17 protein-coding genes and 1 other RNA gene are annotated in these 16,998 nt (G+C 63.7%); 8 read left to right on the forward strand and 10 right to left on the reverse strand.

Features of this window, described 5'->3' with window-relative positions:
* Window positions 1-48: 48 nt before the first annotated feature.
* From HCN58_RS10110 to HCN58_RS10120, 3 genes are all read right to left on the reverse strand, one after another.
* A complete protein-coding gene (locus tag HCN58_RS10110) occupies window positions 49-1,011 on the reverse strand; it encodes a sugar kinase (RefSeq protein WP_171579541.1) in 963 nt (320 codons plus the stop codon).
* Window positions 1,012-1,074: 63 nt separating this feature from the next.
* Window positions 1,075-2,025, reverse strand: coding sequence for an NAD(+) diphosphatase (gene nudC / locus HCN58_RS10115; RefSeq protein ID WP_171579198.1), 951 nt, complete (start codon window positions 2,023-2,025; stop codon window positions 1,075-1,077).
* A gap of 4 nt (window positions 2,026-2,029) precedes the next feature.
* Entirely contained in the window at window positions 2,030-2,455 is a 426-nt protein-coding gene (locus HCN58_RS10120) for an HIT domain-containing protein (protein WP_171579199.1), read from the reverse strand.
* A 217-nt stretch (window positions 2,456-2,672) separates the two neighbouring features.
* Between HCN58_RS10120 and ffs the strand changes: the two genes are divergently transcribed.
* From ffs to HCN58_RS10145, 5 genes are all read left to right on the forward strand, one after another.
* Window positions 2,673-2,769, forward strand: an RNA gene (gene ffs, locus HCN58_RS10125) — signal recognition particle sRNA small type.
* Between the two features lie 108 nt (window positions 2,770-2,877).
* Window positions 2,878-4,755: a DNA polymerase III subunit gamma/tau gene (locus tag HCN58_RS10130; protein WP_171579200.1), complete on the forward strand. Its 1,878-nt coding sequence runs from the start codon at window positions 2,878-2,880 to the stop codon at window positions 4,753-4,755.
* A 24-nt stretch (window positions 4,756-4,779) separates the two neighbouring features.
* Window positions 4,780-5,100, forward strand: a complete 321-nt coding sequence (locus tag HCN58_RS10135) for a YbaB/EbfC family nucleoid-associated protein (RefSeq protein WP_171579201.1) — start codon at window positions 4,780-4,782, stop codon at window positions 5,098-5,100.
* Window positions 5,101-5,706, forward strand: a complete 606-nt coding sequence (gene recR, locus HCN58_RS10140) for a recombination mediator RecR (protein WP_171579202.1) — start codon at window positions 5,101-5,103, stop codon at window positions 5,704-5,706.
* A gap of 23 nt (window positions 5,707-5,729) precedes the next feature.
* On the forward strand, window positions 5,730-6,155 hold the full coding sequence (locus HCN58_RS10145; protein ID WP_171579203.1) for a hypothetical protein: 426 nt from the start codon (window positions 5,730-5,732) through the stop codon (window positions 6,153-6,155).
* Between the two features lie 107 nt (window positions 6,156-6,262).
* Here the strand turns inward: HCN58_RS10145 and HCN58_RS10150 are convergent, their stop codons facing one another.
* Window positions 6,263-7,633, reverse strand: a complete 1,371-nt coding sequence (locus HCN58_RS10150) for an AmpG family muropeptide MFS transporter (RefSeq protein ID WP_171579204.1) — start codon at window positions 7,631-7,633, stop codon at window positions 6,263-6,265.
* Between the two features lie 178 nt (window positions 7,634-7,811).
* Window positions 7,812-9,020 carry a DNA recombination protein RmuC gene (locus tag HCN58_RS10155; RefSeq protein ID WP_171579205.1) on the reverse strand — a complete coding sequence of 403 codons (1,209 nt, stop codon included), beginning with the start codon at window positions 9,018-9,020 and terminating at the stop codon, window positions 7,812-7,814.
* 181 nt (window positions 9,021-9,201) lie between these two features.
* Between HCN58_RS10155 and def the strand changes: the two genes are divergently transcribed.
* The 3 genes from def to truA all read left to right on the forward strand — a co-directional run bounded on the left by def (window position 9,202) and on the right by truA (window position 11,539).
* Window positions 9,202-9,729 carry a peptide deformylase gene (def, locus tag HCN58_RS10160; protein ID WP_171579206.1) on the forward strand — a complete coding sequence of 176 codons (528 nt, stop codon included), beginning with the start codon at window positions 9,202-9,204 and terminating at the stop codon, window positions 9,727-9,729.
* Window positions 9,730-9,869: 140 nt separating this feature from the next.
* Window positions 9,870-10,802: a methionyl-tRNA formyltransferase gene (fmt, locus tag HCN58_RS10165; protein ID WP_171579207.1), complete on the forward strand. Its 933-nt coding sequence runs from the start codon at window positions 9,870-9,872 to the stop codon at window positions 10,800-10,802.
* On the forward strand, window positions 10,802-11,539 hold the full coding sequence (gene truA, locus HCN58_RS10170; RefSeq protein ID WP_171579208.1) for a tRNA pseudouridine(38-40) synthase TruA: 738 nt from the start codon (window positions 10,802-10,804) through the stop codon (window positions 11,537-11,539). Before fmt ends, truA begins: the two co-directional genes overlap by 1 nt.
* A 131-nt stretch (window positions 11,540-11,670) precedes the next feature.
* Here truA and dapE read toward each other — a convergent pair whose 3' ends face one another.
* The 5 genes from dapE to argB form a co-directional block, all read right to left on the reverse strand.
* Window positions 11,671-12,825 (reverse strand): succinyl-diaminopimelate desuccinylase, encoded by a 1,155-nt coding sequence (dapE, locus tag HCN58_RS10175; RefSeq protein ID WP_171579209.1) that lies wholly within the window; start codon window positions 12,823-12,825, stop codon window positions 11,671-11,673.
* Window positions 12,826-13,106: 281 nt separating this feature from the next.
* Window positions 13,107-13,952, reverse strand: a complete 846-nt coding sequence (gene dapD, locus HCN58_RS10180; RefSeq protein ID WP_171579210.1) for a 2,3,4,5-tetrahydropyridine-2,6-dicarboxylate N-succinyltransferase — start codon at window positions 13,950-13,952, stop codon at window positions 13,107-13,109.
* 189 nt (window positions 13,953-14,141) lie between these two features.
* Window positions 14,142-14,834 carry a pyrimidine 5'-nucleotidase gene (locus HCN58_RS10185; RefSeq protein WP_210265926.1) on the reverse strand — a complete coding sequence of 231 codons (693 nt, stop codon included), beginning with the start codon at window positions 14,832-14,834 and terminating at the stop codon, window positions 14,142-14,144.
* Between the two features lie 159 nt (window positions 14,835-14,993).
* A complete protein-coding gene (locus tag HCN58_RS10190) occupies window positions 14,994-15,980 on the reverse strand; it encodes a DUF1036 domain-containing protein (protein ID WP_171579542.1) in 987 nt (328 codons plus the stop codon).
* A 95-nt stretch (window positions 15,981-16,075) separates the two neighbouring features.
* Window positions 16,076-16,972, reverse strand: a complete 897-nt coding sequence (gene argB / locus HCN58_RS10195) for an acetylglutamate kinase (protein ID WP_171579212.1) — start codon at window positions 16,970-16,972, stop codon at window positions 16,076-16,078.
* Window positions 16,973-16,998: the final 26 nt, after the last annotated feature.

Here is a 16,998-nt window from a genome sequence, read left to right on the forward strand (position 1 = left end):
AAAGGTCTGATCCCCTCATATATAGAAAATTCTTCTATAGCAAGCCCGCTAGTGATCGGTCGACGCCCGGTCCGAAACCTGCCCGTGGCTTAAAAGCTCTTCAACTTCAGCACGTTGCGGGGCTGCGAAGGCGCCGCCAAAGCGGGTGCATTTCAGCGCCGCGGCGGCGGAAGCGAATCGGAGCGCCTCTCGCAATTCCTGCTTCTCGGTGATGGCGAGCGCAAACGCACCGTGGAACACGTCCCCGGCGCCCAGGGTGTCTACCGTATGCACCGGGAAGGCCGGGGTTTCCTGGATGTCGCCGTTCTCGTCGAGCCAGATCGTGCCCCTCGGGCCTCGGGTTCCCGCCAGAAATGACGGGGTCAGTTTGGCGATTTTTCTCAGCGCCTGGGCGTCGTCGGTAACATCTGCGGTCTCCTGCAGCGGCTCGCTCGAGAACACCAGATGCGTGGAGGCGTTCAACAGGCCCTCGCGCAGCGACATCGCCCGATCGACGTCGACGACCACGGGAATGCCGCGCCGGACCGCCTCGGCGCAAAGCTCAGTGCAGAATTCCGCGCAGCGGCTCTCGGTGAGAATAGCGGCGCAGTCGTCCAGCAGCGTGTCGAAGTCTGGCAACTTCACATGCCACAGTTTCGGATCGCGGAAGGTCACGATAGTGCGCTCGCCGGAAGGATCGATCATCACCGCCGAGATCGGCGTCACCAGCCCCGGCATGTGGATGAGATGTTTTGTCTCGATGCCCTCATGCGCCATCTGCTCGAAGATGAAACGGCTCGACGTTTCCTTGGCATCGCCCATCGGCCCGCAAATCGAGGCGCGGCCACCGAGCCGAACGATGCCGATCGCGCCATTGAGCGCGTTGCCGCCGCAGATTTCATCGAACGCGGTGGCGTTCTCCTTGGAACCGCGCCCGGGAACACCCGGCGTATGAAAGGTGAGGTCGCGCACCGGCATGCCGATGCAGAGGACGCGCGGAGGTATTTTCGGCGCCTTGTCCTGAAAGTTCATGGATGGGTCCGTCATGTCCGTTCAAGTCCCCAGTCAATTGAGCAAGCAGGCGCCGGTTCCCTGTTATGCGCCGTTATTCTTTCCGTCATGCAACCATTGGCCGATCAAATGATGCGCGATGGCGAACGGATGCGCTGCAAACAGGCCGTCGGGGTGCTGGCGCTTGTGCATGAGAGCGACTTCCGCGCGTTCGAACCAGCGGGCATCCTCGAGCTCTGCGCGGTCCACCACAATATCCTCGTTAAGCGCGCGGGCGGAGCAACCGATCATCAGCGATGACGGATAGGGCCACGGCTGCGTCATGTAATAGCTCACGTCGGTGCAACGGATGCCGGATTCTTCGAAAATCTCCCGGCAGACCGCGTCCTCGATCGTCTCGGCCGCTTCGACGAAGCCGGCGAGGCACGACCACATCCCAGGCATGAACTGCTTCTGCCGGCCGAGTAGGCATCGATCACCGTGTGTCACCAGCATGATCACGACCGGATCGGTGCGCGGAAAATGCTCGGCCTTGCAGCTCGGGCATTCGCGTTTCCAGCCGCCTTCCTTCATCGCCGTGCGCGTTCCGCAATTGGCGCAATAACCGTGGCGCTGATGCCAGGTCACCATTGATTTCGCCATGGCGATGGCGGAGAGCTGTTCCGGCGGCACCGTGCCCTGCATCGCCATGCCGCGCAGCTCGGTCACGGCGACGTCGTCGCGCGTCATCAGCTTTTCCACAGCCGCGGCCGAAATGCCCATGCCGAAAACAGGCGCGCCGTCGCGCAAGCCCAAAAAGATGGTGCCGGGATTGGCGCCGAGTTTCACCGCCTCCTCGACGCCGAGCAGCACGCGCGGCCCATCCGCCTCCTGCTTCACGAGAAGCGAGTCGCGGTAGATCACATAGGCGCCAGCATTGCGCTGGTTCTCCAGCGCGAACAGCTTTTCGTCATTGGTGCGCCAATGCGCGGCGCGGTCGAGAATATGGGTAACGAAAGCGGGCTTCCCCAGCGGATACTTGTCGAATGCGGACATCTGTTCAACCCAACCAGATCTTGCGGCGAAGCGCGTTGATGAAATTCTGGACTTCCTCAGCGTCGTGCGCCAGCGGCGGCATCACGCCCCAGACCGGGCGCGGCCAGGCCGCATCGTTGGTGCGCCGCGCGATGACATGGACATGCAACTGCGGCACCACGTTACCCAGCGCCGCGACATTGAGCTTGTCGCATTTGGTGATCTCTTTCAGCGCCCGCGAAACCCGGGAGATCTCGGTCATCAATTGCGCCTGCTCGACCTCGTCGAGGTCGATGATTTCCACCGCACCTGCCCTGCGCGGCACCAATAGCAGCCAAGGGTAATGCGCATCCTTGATGACCAGCACCTTGCACAGCGGCAGGTCGCCGATATCGATGGTGTCCTTTTTGAGCTGGGAATGCAGCGACCAGGCGGAGGCGTCAGAGGGCATCAAGAGTTCCCATGCCCGCATGTCGGGCCGATAAAGTGCCTTCTGGGCACCCCCCGTTTCATACCAAGGTGTCATCATCCGCGAAAGCGGATGGTCCAGTACGCCGCGGCTCCGCCGTTTACCGATGGCCGCCGCGTACTGGATACCCCGCCTTCGCGGAGTATGACAGGGAAAGGTCCGCTTGCTTTCCGGCCCTTTTGGCCCCAAATAGGGGCCGGGAGATTGGCGGTGGACGAGCCACTCGCCAACCGGGTCAGGTCCGGAAGGAAGCAGCCCTAACGAGGTCCGGATCGGGTCGCTCGTCAGTCTCCTACCTGTTTTTCGAGCGAATCGCGCATGATAGCGGCCAGTCCGCTTCGTGCGCTCGATTTCGTTCCTTTCCGCAAGCCGGCCCCGAGAGACAATCAATTGCGGATCGACCGATGAGTGATGCTGGCGCTCCCCCCGATCACCCCGAAGGCGCCGGACCGGCCGGCCTCGATCTCGGCGCCAGGCCAGAGACCGCCAAGCCCTACCGGGTGCTGGCGCGGAAATACCGCCCCTCCAGTTTCGACGACCTGATCGGCCAGGAGGCTATGGTCCGCACCGTTTCGAACGCGTTCGAAACCGGGCGGATTCCGCAGGCCTGGATTCTCACCGGAGTCCGCGGCGTCGGCAAAACCACCACGGCGCGGATTCTCGCCCGCGCCCTCAACTACGAAAAGCCTGACGGTTCGGTGAAGGGGCCGACCATCCATATGCCGGATCTCGGCGTGCACTGCCGGGCGATCATGGAAAGCCGGCACATGGACGTGCTGGAAATGGACGCTGCCTCCCATACCGGCGTTGACGACGTCCGTCAGATCAACGACAGCGTGCGCTATGCGCCGGCCAGCGCCCGCTACAAGGTCTACATCATCGACGAAGTCCACATGTTGTCGACGGCGGCCTTCAACGCCTTCCTGAAGACGCTGGAGGAGCCGCCCGAGCACGCCAAATTCGTGTTCGCCACCACCGAAATCCGCAAAGTCCCGGTCACGGTGCTGTCGCGCTGCCAGCGCTTTGACCTGCGCCGGGTCGAGGCCGACGTGCTGATGGGGCATCTCTCCAACATCGCGAAAAAGGAAGGCGTCGAGGTGGAGCCCGAGGCGCTCGGCATCATCGCGCGCGCCGCGGAAGGCTCGGTGCGCGATTCGCTGTCGCTGTTCGATCAGGCAATCGCGCATGCGGCGGGCCTTGTCCGTGCCGACGCCGTGCGGCAGATGCTTGGGCTCGCCGACCGCACCCGGGTGATCGACCTTTTCGAGCACCTGGCGCGCGGCGACATCGCCAGCGCCTTTGGCGAATTCCGCTCGCAATATGACGTCGGCGCCGATCCGGTCGTGGTGCTGTCCGACCTCGCCGAATTCGTCAATTTCGTTACCCGGGTCAAGATCGTTCCCGCCACCGCCGACAATGTCGCGTTCGGCGAAACCGAGCGCGTCCGCGCCCGCGAGTTTGCCGCAAAACTGTCGATGCGGGTGCTGTCGCGGATGTGGCAGATGCTGCTGAAGGGCATCACCGAGGTGCAGACGGCGACGCGGCCGGCGGCCGCCGCGGAAATGGTGCTGGTGCGGATCGCCTATGTCGCCGATCTGCCGACGCCGGACGAAGCGATAAAAATGCTCGACCAGAACGGCGGCGGGTTGCAGGTTACCTCCGGCAGCGCGGCGCCGTCACGAGCCGCGCCAGCCCCGACCATGTCCTCGATGCCCGGTTCGTCTTCGATACCGGGTTCGTCATCGATATCAGCTTCGCCGATGCGGGCGCCTGCCTCGCCAAGATCCGGCGCGGAAGCATCCGCGCGCCCGCAAATGGCGGCGCCGTCGGCACAGACGGAGTCGGCGCCCGTGCTGCGGATCACCACTTTTCCGCAGCTTGTCGCGCTCGCCGGCGAGAAGCGCGATCTCCTGACCAAGGCGGCGCTGGAAGCCGATATGCGCCTGGTCCGGTTTGAGGACGGGCGGCTGGAAGTGGCGCTCGAGCGCAATGCGGCGCGGGGGTTGGTCAATGACCTCTCTCGCAAGCTCGAATTATGGACCGGGCGGCGCTGGACCGTGATCGTCTCCAACGAGCCTGGCCAGCCGACGCTGCGCTCACAGAACGAGCAGGCGAGGAACGAGCACGCCCGCGCCGCGGAGGCCGATCCGCGCGTGCAGGAGGTGCTGGCGCGGTTTCCCGGCGCCAAGGTCGTCGAGGTGCGAAGGCTTGCCGCCGAGCCGCCGGAATCCAATATTATCACTGACGAGTTGAACGAGACTTCCGACGCCGACGACGACTGATCGGACTCTCGAGAGGACGGATGAATGGCTGATTTTCTCGGCATGATGAAGCAGGCCGCGCAACTGCAATCCAAGATGCAGGCGATGCAGGAAGAACTCGGCAATCTCGAGGTCGAGGGCATTTCCGGCGGCGGGCTGGTTGCGGTGCGCATGACCGCAAAGATGGAAGTGAAGGGCGTCACGATCGATCCGTCGCTGATGAAGGCCGAAGAGCGCGAAGTGCTCGAGGATCTGCTGGTGACCGCGCACAACGACGCGCGGCGCAAGGCGGAGACCGCGGCGATGGAAAAGATGCAGGCATTGACCGGCGGGCTCGGCTTGCCGCCCGGACTTGGTCTCACCTAAATGGCCGCAAGCGTTGCCGGCCCTGAGATCGAACGTCTGATCCAGCTCCTGGCCCGCCTGCCGGGGCTCGGCCCGCGCTCGGCGCGGCGTGCGGCGCTGCACCTGATCAAGAAGCGCGAGGCGCTGATGACGCCGCTCGCCGGCGCGCTGCAGGTCGCAATCGACAGGATTCAGGTCTGCAAGAGCTGCGGCAATATCGACACCCAAAACCCCTGCACAGTGTGCACCGACCCGCGGCGCGACTCCTCGACCATCGTCGTCGTCGCCGACGTCGCCGATCTCTGGGCGCTGGAACGAGCGAATGCGACCAACGCCCGCTATCACGTGCTCGGTGCCACGTTGTCGCCACTCGATGGTGTCGGTCCGCAGGATCTCACCATCGACGCGCTGGTGGCACGCGCGCACGAGTCACACGTCAGCGAAATCGTTCTCGCGCTGAACGCAACGGTTGATGGCCAGACCACCGCCCATTACATCACCGATCTACTGCAGGACGCCAACGTCAAGGTGACGCGGCTCGCGCACGGCGTGCCGGTCGGCGGCGAGCTTGATTATCTCGATGAAGGTACGCTATCGGCTGCCATGCGGCAGCGAACGCTGTTCTAACCACATAAACGGAACTGATCGAAATGACGAAACCACGATTCGGCAGGCGCTACTGTTTTGCGGCCATCACGGCAGCGGCGCTGATCGGGCCTTCCGCATGGGCGCAGCAGGCCGAGCCCGCGCCGAAGCCCGGCAAGCCGATCAATGCCGGCGACGTCCTGTCCGGCGAACTCAACGCCATGAAGGGCGGCAAGAAAGGCAAGCGCGCCGCGACCTACCAGATCACCAGCGAGCCGCGCCGGCTGCCGCCGCCGAACGGGCTCTGCAATCTCGAAACCGGGCCCGAGACGTTCCAGCTCGTCACCAATAGCGACGCCCAGACTGCGCAGTTGAAGAATTTCATCGGCAAGGAAATTTCCGTCAAGGTTGACGAAGTCGCCTGCGCGCAGGATGCCGGGCAGATCAGCGAAGCCGTGATCACCAAGTGGAGCGTGGTGACCAAGCACTAGGTAGCGGAGTGCGTAGCCCGGATGCAGCGAAGGGCAGTCCGGAACGATCTCACCGCCTTCGTGCCGGCCCCGAATTTCGCTTCGCTCCATGCGGGCTACGGAGTGAGCTAAACCTTCACTGGCCCCAGCGCCTCGAAATGGCCGCGGCGCTGCAGCCAAGCGAGCAGGAGCAGGCTCGGGATGGCGACGAGCACACAGATCGCGAAGAACATCGGCCACCCCGTCGCCTTCGCGACATAGCCTGCGCCCGACGACAGATAAGTCCGCCCCACCGCTGCGAGGGCCGTCAGCAGCGCGTACTGGGTCGCCGTGTGCAGCGGATTGCGGCACAGGGCCGACAGATAGGCTACGAAGATCACGGTGCCGATGGCGCTGGTAAAATTCTCTGCAGTAATCGCGAATGCCAGCGCCCATTGATTGACGCCGACCAGCGCCAGCCAGGAGAACGACAGGTTGGCGATCGCCTGCAGCACGCCGCCGATCCACAGGCTCGCAGCAAGCGAATAGCGCCGCGCCACGAAGCCGCCGGCGAAGCCCCCGATCAGGGTCGCGGCGAGCCCGACGCCTTTGACGATGGCCGCATAGTCGTTGCGTGTAAATCCGAGGTCGATCACGAACGGCGCGGTCATGGTACCGGAAAACGCGTCGGTGAACTTGAACAATACGACGAAGGCGAGCGCCGCGAAGGCGTCGCGGCAGGTGACGAATTCCGAGAACGCGCCGATCGCCGCATGCAGCACGCGGGTAAAGGCGCTGTCGCTGCGGGTGGCGGCCTCCGCGCGGGCGGATTGTTCGGGCTCGGTCGCGACTAGCGCCGTCACGGTGCCGATCAGCACCAGCGCCGCCATCACCACATAGCCCCACATCCACGCCGCGCCGCGCGTGATGCCGGTGCCCTCGAAACCGGAGACGATGAACAATGCGCCCGCGGTCGAGACCAGCATGCCGATCCGATAGGCCGCAACATACGACGCCATGCCGGCGGCCTGTTCGCTCTCGGGCAGGCTCTCGACGCGAAACGCATCGACCACGATGTCCTGCGTCGATGACATGGTCGCGACCAGAAGCGCGCCCAGCGCCACGAACAGGGGCGAGCGCGCCGGGTCTGTCAGTGCCAATAGCAGGATCGCGCCGATCAACAGCAACTGCGAAAACACCAGCCAGCCACGGCGGCGGCCGAACGCGCGGGTGAAGAACGGCACGTGCAGCGCGTCGACCAGCGGCGCCCAGAGGAATTTCAGGGTGTAGGGCGTGCCGACCAGCGCGAACAATCCGATGGTGCCAAGATCGACGCCGGATTCGCGCATCCACACCAATAGGGTTGATCCCGACAGCGCCAGCGGCAGGCCAGAGGAAAAGCCGAGCAGCAGCACGATCAGCACGCGCGGCTGGAGGTAGACAGCGAGGCTGTCGCGCCAGGAGATGCGTGTAGTTGGGGTCTTGTCGGTCGCTTGGGTAGCGGCTTCAGGTGCGGTCATGGGAGGGTGTTAGCAGAGATTCGGCGCCACTTCCCCTCTCCCATTGTGGGAGAGGGTGGATCGAATGAGCGCCATCTCATTCGAGACGGGTGAGGGGTCTGTCTCCGCGGAAGGAACCCCCTCATCCGCCTTCGATATCGCTAAGGCACCTTCTCCCACAAGGGAAGAAGGGAAGAAACTACTCCCCCGCCTGCAGCTTGCGCGGGGCGGGGAACAGCTCGGGCGTGCTGTTCTTGACAAAGCGCGGTGTTTCCACCGGCGCGTCAGTCTTGCTGAAATCGAGTTCCTCGATCCGGCCGGCGCGCTTTTCGATCTTGTCGGCGGAGATCAGGATCTGCCGGACGTCCTCATTGACGTCGCCAAAATGCTTCTGCAGCTTTAGCACGCGCTCGCGCAGGCGTCCCAGATCGTCGCCGAGATTGAGCACTTCGGTGCGGATCTGGTCGGCGGCGTCGCGCATCCGCGCGTCTTTCAAAATCTGCTGCATCACCTGGATCGCCAGCATCAACAGCGAGGGCGACACCAATACGACGCGGGCGCGGTAGGCTTTTTGGATCACGTCGTCAAAGCCATCGTGGATTTCCGCATAGACCGATTCCGACGGCACAAACATCAGCGCGGTATCCTGCGTTTCGCCCGCGATCAGGTATTTCTCGGCGATATCGTTGACGTGCTTCATCACGTCGCTGCGCAGGCGCTGCGAGGCAAATTTGCGTTCTTCGTCGCTGCGCGCGTCGTGCAACGCGGTCATCGCTTCAAGCGGAAATTTCGCGTCGATGCAGAGCGGGCGCTGGTCGGGCAGGAACACCACGCAATCCGGCCGCTTGCCCGACGAGAGCGTGTACTGGAACTCATAGGAGCCCTGCGGCATGCCGTCCTGCACGATCGCTTCCATCCGCGCCTGGCCGAACGCACCGCGTGACTGCTTGTTAGCAAGTACGTCGCGCAAGGTCGTCACCTGCGAGGTCAGGTCGGTGAGGTTCTTGTGCGCGTTGTCGATGATGCCGAGACGCTCATGCAGCACACGTAGACTATCCATGGTGTGACGCGTGGTCGCTTCCATCGACTGGCCGACACGATGCGTCACCGAATCCAACCGCTCGTTGACGGCGCGCGCCATCTCCGCCTGCCTACCGGCCAGCGATTGCGCCATGGCGTCGACCCGGCCGGTCGATTCGCTCTGCGCCCGCAGCATCTCGCTCAGGCGCTCTTCCAGCTCGTCGGCGCGGATCGCCTGCGCCATCGCCAGTTCCGCGCCGCGGCGGCCAGAGCGGGCGATGACGACGGCAATCGCCAGCAGCAGCACCAATGCGAGTGCGCCGAAGCCCGTCAGCGCCTCGCCCACGTGAATCGGCAGGTCGCCGACGGTGAAGAGAATTTCGTTCATTCCCGACTTGTAGCCCGATTCGCCGGTTCGTGCGAACGAAGAGGGAACATTTATGGTAAATGCCGGGTTAATTTCGTGGTTAACGCCGCCTTAAAAATCATGGTTAAGGCCGCCTTAACGAACTCCCCGGCGCATTGACCCCGGCAGGTCAGCGGCTTAAATCCCGCGCCAGAGAAAAATCATGGCCATCAGAGAAATCATCATCCTGCCGGACAAGCAGTTGCGGCTTGTCTCCAAGCCTGTCGAGAAGGTGACGACGGAAATCCGCAAGCTCGCCGACGACATGTTGGAGACCATGTACGACGCGCCCGGCATCGGGCTTGCGGCGATCCAGGTCGCGCAGCCGTTGCGACTGATCACCATGGACCTCGCCAAGAAGGACGAGAATGGCGAGACCAAGCCGAAGCCGCGGGTGTTCATCAACCCGGAAATCCTCTCCTCGTCGGAGGAAATGTCGGTCTACGAGGAAGGCTGCCTGTCGATCCCCGAATATTACGAGGAGGTCGAGCGCCCGGCCCAGGTCCGCATCCGCTACACCGATCTCGACGGCAAAGTGCACGAGGAGGATGCCGACGGCCTGTTCGCCACCTGCATCCAGCACGAGATCGATCATCTCAACGGCGTGCTGTTCGTGGATTATCTGTCGAAGCTGAAGCGCGACCGGGTGTTGAAGAAGTTCACCAAAGCCGCCAAGCGCGCGGCAGGGTAAGGCTGCCACTCTCAGTCGCGATGCCCGGCCTTGTCCCGGGCGTCCACGCCCTTCTTTTTCGCTGCACCAAAAACGTGGATGGCCGGGACAAGCCCGGTCATGGCGGAGTAAATTGAAGCTCTCAGGGTTATTCAACCACCATGCCGCTTCGCCTGATTTTCATGGGCACGCCTGATTTCGCAGTGCCGACGCTGCTCGAACTCGTGGCCCACGGCCATGAGCTCGTGGCCGTCTACACCCGCGCGCCGAAGCCGGCCGGGCGCGGCATGAAAATGCAGCCCACGCCGATCGAAGAAGAAGCGCGGCGGCTCGGCATTCCGGTGCTGACGCCGAGCACGCTGAAAACGCCAGAAGCGCTTGGCGAATTCCGCGCGCAAAATGCCGATGCGGCGGTCGTCGTCGCCTACGGCATGATCCTGCCGCAGGCCATTCTCGACGCGCCGCGCTACGGCTGCTTCAATCTGCACGCTTCGCTGCTGCCGCGCTGGCGCGGCGCCGCTCCGATCAACCGCGCCATCATGGCGGGCGATGCCGAGACCGGCGTGATGGTGATGAAGATGGATATCGGCCTCGACACTGGCGACATCGCGATGGCGGAGCGGCTGGCGATCACGGACAGCATGACCGCCGCCGACCTGCACGACGCGCTGGCGTCGCTCGGGGCCGATCTGATGGTGCGCGCGATGGGCGGGCTCGAGCGCGGCGGGCTGCAACTCACCAAGCAGAGCGAAGACGGTGTGACCTACGCCGCCAAGATCGACAAGACTGAGGCGCGGATCGATTGGAAGCGGCCGGCGCGCGAGGTGCTGCGGCATATTCACGGGCTGTCGCCGTTTCCCGGCGCCTGGTGCGAGATCGCAACCGATGGCGAGCCGGCGCGTATCAAGATTTTGCGCTGTGAGTTGGCGAACGGTGCGGGTGCGCCCGGCGATGTGCTGGATGATAATCTTGCTATCGCCTGCGGCGATCGCGCCATTCGCATTGTCGAATTGCAGCGCGCCGGCAAGGCCCCGATGAAGGCCGCAGATTTCCTGCGCGGCACGTCGCTGAAGCCTCCTGCGCGGCTAGACTGATGCCCCGCTATAAGCTCATCATCGAATATGACGGCACGCCGTTTTCCGGCTGGCAGATCCAGGACAACGCGCCGACCGTGCAGGGTGCGATGGAAGCCGCGGTGAAGGCGATCTGCGGCGAGGACGTGCGCGTCCATGGCTCGGGCCGCACTGATGCCGGCGTGCACGCGCTGGGGCAGGTCGCTCATTGCGATATAAAAAAGCCGTTTCCGCCGGGCCGCCTGCGCGACGGCTTGAACGCGCATCTGCGGCCGCATCCAATCGGCGTGTTGTCGGCCGACATTGTGGCCGACGATTTCGAAGCGCGCTTCTCCGCCAAGCGGCGGCACTATCGCTACCGCATCACTAACCATCGGGCCAATCTTGCGCTCGACATCAAGCGGAGCTGGCGCGTGCCGCGCCATCTCAATACGGATGCGATGGACGCAGCGGCCAAAAGGCTGCTCGGCAAGCACGATTTCACCACCTTTCGCGACACCGAATGCCAGGCCAAATCGCCGGAGAAGACGCTCGACCAGCTCGACGTGATCAGGGACGGCGATAATGTTTCGATCCTGACCTCGGCGCGCTCGTTCCTGCACAGCCAGGTGCGCTCGATGGTGGGCTCGCTGGTCTGGGTCGGCGAAGGCCGCTGGAGCGCCGATGACATCGCCGCAGCCCTCGCCGCCCGTAACCGCGCCGCCTGCGGCCCCGTCGCGCCGCCGGAGGGGCTCTATCTGGTGCGGGTGGAGTACTAGGTTACGCAGCCTCCGCACACTCAAAGTCATACCCCGCGAAGGCGGGGTATCCAGTACGCCGCGGCTTCAGTGATTGAACCGGGATGTCACGGCGTACTGGATCGTCCGCCTTCGCGGACGATGACAGCTCGTTACCCAAAATACCGCTCCAGCACGCCGCGATAAATCTTCGTCAGCTTCTCCAAATCCGACACCGGCGTGCGCTCGTCGATCTGGTGCATGGTCTGGCCGACCAGACCGAATTCGATCACCGGGCAATAACCTGAGATGAAGCGCGCGTCCGACGTGCCGCCGGAGGTGGAGAGTTCCGGCTTGCGCCCGGTGACTTCCTCGATCGCGCTTACCGCAAGATCGGTGAACGCGCCGGGTTTGGTTACGAACACGTTGGAGTTGGAATATTCCCATACGATGCGGGCGCGTATGCGGTTGCCGCAGGCTTTTGCCAGCCGCTCCTCGACCAGGGCGCGCAAGCTTTCCTGTGTGTGGTTGTCGTTGTAGCGGATGTTGAACTTTGCGCGCGCCTGTCCGGGTATCACGTTGCTTGCGGTGTTACCGACATCTACCGAGGTGAACTCGAGGTTGGAGGCCTGGAATTGCGCGCTGCCGTGGTCGAGCGGCTCGTCGGAGAGCGCCACGATCAGCCGCGAAATGTCCGGCACCGGGTTCGAGGCGCGGTGCGGATAGGCGACATGGCCCTGCACACCGTCGACATAGAGCGTGCCGGATTGCGAGCCGCGGCGGCCGATCTTGATGCAGTCACCGAGCACTTCGACGTTCGAGGGCTCGCCGAGCACGCAATGGTCGAATTTCTCGCCGCGCTCGGCGCACCACTTTAGCAGCTTGATGGTGCCGTTAACGGAAATGTCCTCTTCGTCGCCGGTGATCAAAAACGAGATCGAGCCTTTAGGCTTGCCGCCGTTATCGGCGAGATATTGCAGCACGGCGGCGACGCTGCAGGCGATGCCGCCCTTCATGTCGACCGCGCCGCGGCCATAAAGGAAACCTTCCTTGACCTCACCGGAGAACGCGCCGTGCGTCCACGCGGCCTCGTCGCCGGGTGGCACCACGTCGGTATGGCCGGCAAAGGTGATATGCGGCGCCTCGGTGCCGATCCGGGCGTAGAGATTATCGATATCGGCGGTGCCTGGCTCGCCGAAGGTGACGCGATGCACCTCGAAGCCGGCGTCTTTCAGGAGGCGTTCGAGCACGCCGAGCGCACCGGCATCGGCGGGAGTGACAGAGGGGCAGCGCACGAGGTCGCGGGTGATGGAAACGGCGTCATTCATACCCCGGCTTAACACGCCAAACCGGCGGCGGGCTAGTGCTGCCGATTTGAACTCCTACAGCGCAAGCCGCGAGTTCGGTTGGGGACTTCAAATCGAAAAGCGGCACTAGAATCGTGAATCTGCTAATGCCCATTGCTTTCCGAAGTTCGCGAAAAGATAGTCGCCGCGAGTGAAGGCGAACTTCGGAAGTGGGCATTAGCCTTGTGCGGCACCATTTCGATCTCGCGCCGATGGTCCGAGCGCCGCCCGATGTCGCGCGGCGGCTCCGGCCTCCAGTTCGATCAGTCCCGCAGCAATTCGTTGATGCTGGTCTTGGCGCGGGTGCGCTCGTCGACGCGCTTGACGATCACGGCGCAGGCGGTGGACGGGCCGGGCTGGCCGTTTTTCATGGGCCTGCCGGGCAGTGCGCCGGGAACCACAACCGAATATTCCGGGACCTCGCCGATGAAGGTTTCGCCGGTTTCGCGGTCAACGATCTTGGTGGAGGCGCCGAGGAACACGCCCATCGCGAGCACGGCGCCCTTGCGCACGATCACGCCTTCGGCGACTTCCGAGCGCGCGCCGATGAAGCAATCGTCCTCGACGATGACGGGTTCGGCCTGCAGCGGCTCGAGTACGCCGCCGATGCCGACGCCGCCCGAAACATGCACGCGCTTGCCGATCTGCGCGCAGCTTCCGACCGTCGACCATGTGTCGATCATGGTCGCTTCATCGACATAGGCGCCGAGATTGACGAAGGACGGCATCAGCACGACGTTGCGGGCGATGAACGCGGAGCGGCGCACGATCGCGCCGGGCACTGCGCGAAAACCGGCATCGCGAAACCGGTTCTCGCCCCAGCCCTCGAACTTCGAGGGTACCTTGTCCCACCACGATGCCTTGCCGGGGCCGCCCGGAATCGCGCCCATGTCGTTAAGGCGGAACGACAGCAGCACGGCCTTCTTCAGCCACTGATTGACCTTCCACTTGCCGCTGGCCTCACGCTCGGCAACGCGGGCCTCGCCCTTGTCGAGCAGATCGAGCGCATGATCCACGGCCTCGCGAACCTCGCCCTTGGTTGCCGTCGAAATGCCGTCGCGGGCATGGAAGGCGGAATTGACGGTGGATTCGAGCGCGGACAGGGACATCGGGATTTCCTCGGGAGAGCGGGCAAGGGTGGGCTTTTTCGGGATTTGGCGGGGGAGAGTCAAGGCAAACTCTCCCGTCGTCACCCGCGAAGGCGGGTGACCCAGTACGCCGCGGCCGCTGTAACTGAACGGGACGGCGGTGATTACTGGATACCCCGCTTTCGCGGGGTATGACAGTTGGAGGTGGGGCTACTTCCTGCTCAACCTCTCCAAAAACCCGGTCAAATCATCCGTGACATGATCGACGTAGGCGGCATCGCGGCCTTCCAACTCCCAGTCCTCGCGCACGACTTCCTTGGCGCCGTCGGGCACCACAAGCACCGTGGTCATGCCGAGCTGGTGCGGCACCACGAGGTTGCGGGCGAGATCCTCGAACATCGCGGCTTTCGCGGGATCGACCCCGTGGACGCGCAGGAACCTGTCGTAGGTCTGTGGCGCCGGCTTCGGCTCCAGTTCGGCGGCGATGATGTCGAACACCGCCTCGAAATGCTCGCCGATGCCGAGCCGCGCCAGCACCGCGCCGGCATGGTCGGTCGAGCCGTTGGTCAGGATCAGCTTGCGTCCGGGAAGTCTTGCGATCGCAGCCCCCATCGCCGGATTCGGCTCCAGCGGTGAGTGATCGATCTGGTGAACATAGGCGAGGTAATCGTCGGCGCGCACGCCGTGCTCGGTCATCATGCCGCGCATGCTGGTGCCGTAGCGGCGATAATAGTCCTTCTGGATCACGCGGGCTTCTGCCGCGGAGATCTTTAAGTACGCGCTGATGAACTCACCGATCCGCGTATCGACCTGCTGCCACAGATTGACGTGGTGCGGGTAGAGCGTGTTGTCGAGATCGAACACCCAGGTGTCGATATGCGTGAAGGGGCGGGGGGAATTCATTTTTGTCACTGCCCTATCTACCCGTGGTCCCTGCGAACGCAGGGACCCATACGCCGCGGCGCATTGCCTTTGGTCGCGGGTGGCGTCGTAGCCAAAACTCGGTTCGGTGGTTATGGGTCCCTGCGTTCGCAGGGACGACGATGGAATTAAGAGCGTGCATCACGGCATCGCAAATCGCAGCGTCTTGCCGCCGCTACTCATGTCGACCGGCGCAAATCCGATTGCCGCCAGCCCGCGGGTGCCGCAGTCGCCCTGTTCGGATATCTCGAACTTGCTTTCGCGCGTGCAGAGCTCTTTCGGGCCGCCCCAGTTCAAGGGCTTGTCCCGGTATTTGATAGCGCGGTTTTCGCCGTCGACGGCCTCGGCAAAACTGTAGACCTGTTTGGGCTGGCCGATCACATCGGGATGCAGGCACTTGCCGGGATCGATGCGGTACCAACCGCGGCTGGTCAACGCCTTGCCGTCATCGGTTGCAACCGCCGCCATGACCTTGTGCGGCGTGTCGTTGCACCAGGTCAGCCCGCTGGAGGAGGGCTTTTGCACGGCGTCGATCATGGTGGTGAAGAAATTTTGCGACTGCACGATTTCGGCCGCCAGCCCGCGGCTTTTCAGGAATGCGCTCAAAGCTCCTTGCGTCTTCGGCCCGTCGACGCCGTCGATCGGGGCGGCGTCATAGCCTGCGATCACAAGCAGCCGCTGGATGCCGGCGAGCCGCGCCTGCTCGTCGTCATACTCGGAATCCTCGGCCAGATAGGCGACCAGATTGCCGTCGTCGGTTCGCGTCGGCGTGATCTGGGTGAACGGCGCCGGCGTCTGGTTGCCGCGGCACTGGCGGGCAGCGGCGATAACGAAATTATCCGGCGCGATGCACAGCGTGTCGCTGCCGTTCTGCGGGATAGGCGAGGCGCCGTAGACGCCGAGCGCACGCGCGTTCAACAAAATACGGTCGGCGGTCAGCGCGCCCTGCAGCACCACGCGGCAGGCGGCCGGATCGATCCGGAACCAGCCGCGCGTCGCGGTCGCCGATTTCTCGTCGATGCCGATCGCGGCCTCGACGACATAGCTCATGCGGTTGCAGAGTTTTAGGTCGGCGAAGGCGGGCAGGTAGGAGACGAACAGCGAGATCGCCGCGGCCGGCAGCGACATCAGGAAGCCTGCGAATGACGAGCGCGGTTGTTGCGATGCCCGCCGCTCGTCATGCCCGGCCATGACAGCCTTTCTGCGCTTCGCCGCTGTGCTCATCACTTATGGATCAGCGTGCCGGTGCCCTGATTGGTGAACAACTCCAGGAGCACCGCGTGCCGCATCTTGCCGTCGATGATGACGACGCCCTGCACGCCCTGTTCGAGCGCGTAGATGCAGGTCTCGACTTTCGGGATCATGCCGCCGGAAATCGTGCCGTCGGCGATCAGCTTTCGCGCGTCCTTCACCGACAATTCCGGAATCAGCTTCTTCGACTTGTCGAGCACGCCGGGAACGTCGGTCAACAGCAACAGCCGCTTCGCCTTGAGCGCACCGGCCACCGCGCCGGCAAAGGTGTCGGCGTTGATGTTGAGCGTATGCCCGTCATGTGAGGTCGCCAGCGGTGCCAGCACCGGGATCAGCTCATGGCCGATCAACTGGTTCAACAGCGTCAGGTCGACCTTATCGGGATCGCCGACGAAGCCGAGATCGATCGCCTTCTCGATGTTGGAATCCGGATCGATCATGGTGCGCGAGGTCTTGGTCGCCTTCACCATGTTGCCGTCCTTGCCGGATAGCCCCACAGCCTTGCCGCCGGCTTCATTGATATAGCCGACGAGCTGCTTGTTCACCGAGCCCGCCAGCACCATCTCGACGATCTCGATGGTGGCGGCATCCGTGATGCGAAGCCCGGCGGCAAATTCGGACTGGATGCCGAGCCGCTTGAGCATGGTCGCGATCTGCGGACCGCCCCCATGCACCACCACCGGATTGATCGCGGTCTGCTCCAGAAGAACGATGTCGCGCGCAAACGCCTTGGCGGTTTCCTCCGCGCCCATGGCGTGGCCGCCATATTTGATGACGATGGTTTCCTCGTCATATTGCTGCATATGCGGGAGCGCTTCCGACAGGATGCGGGCCTGATCGAGCGGGCTGATATCTTGCGCTGAGGTCATGAAGCGGATCTCGCCATTCCGGATGT

This window comes from Bradyrhizobium australiense, from assembly GCF_013114825.1.
Classification (GTDB): domain Bacteria; phylum Pseudomonadota; class Alphaproteobacteria; order Rhizobiales; family Xanthobacteraceae; genus Bradyrhizobium; species Bradyrhizobium australiense.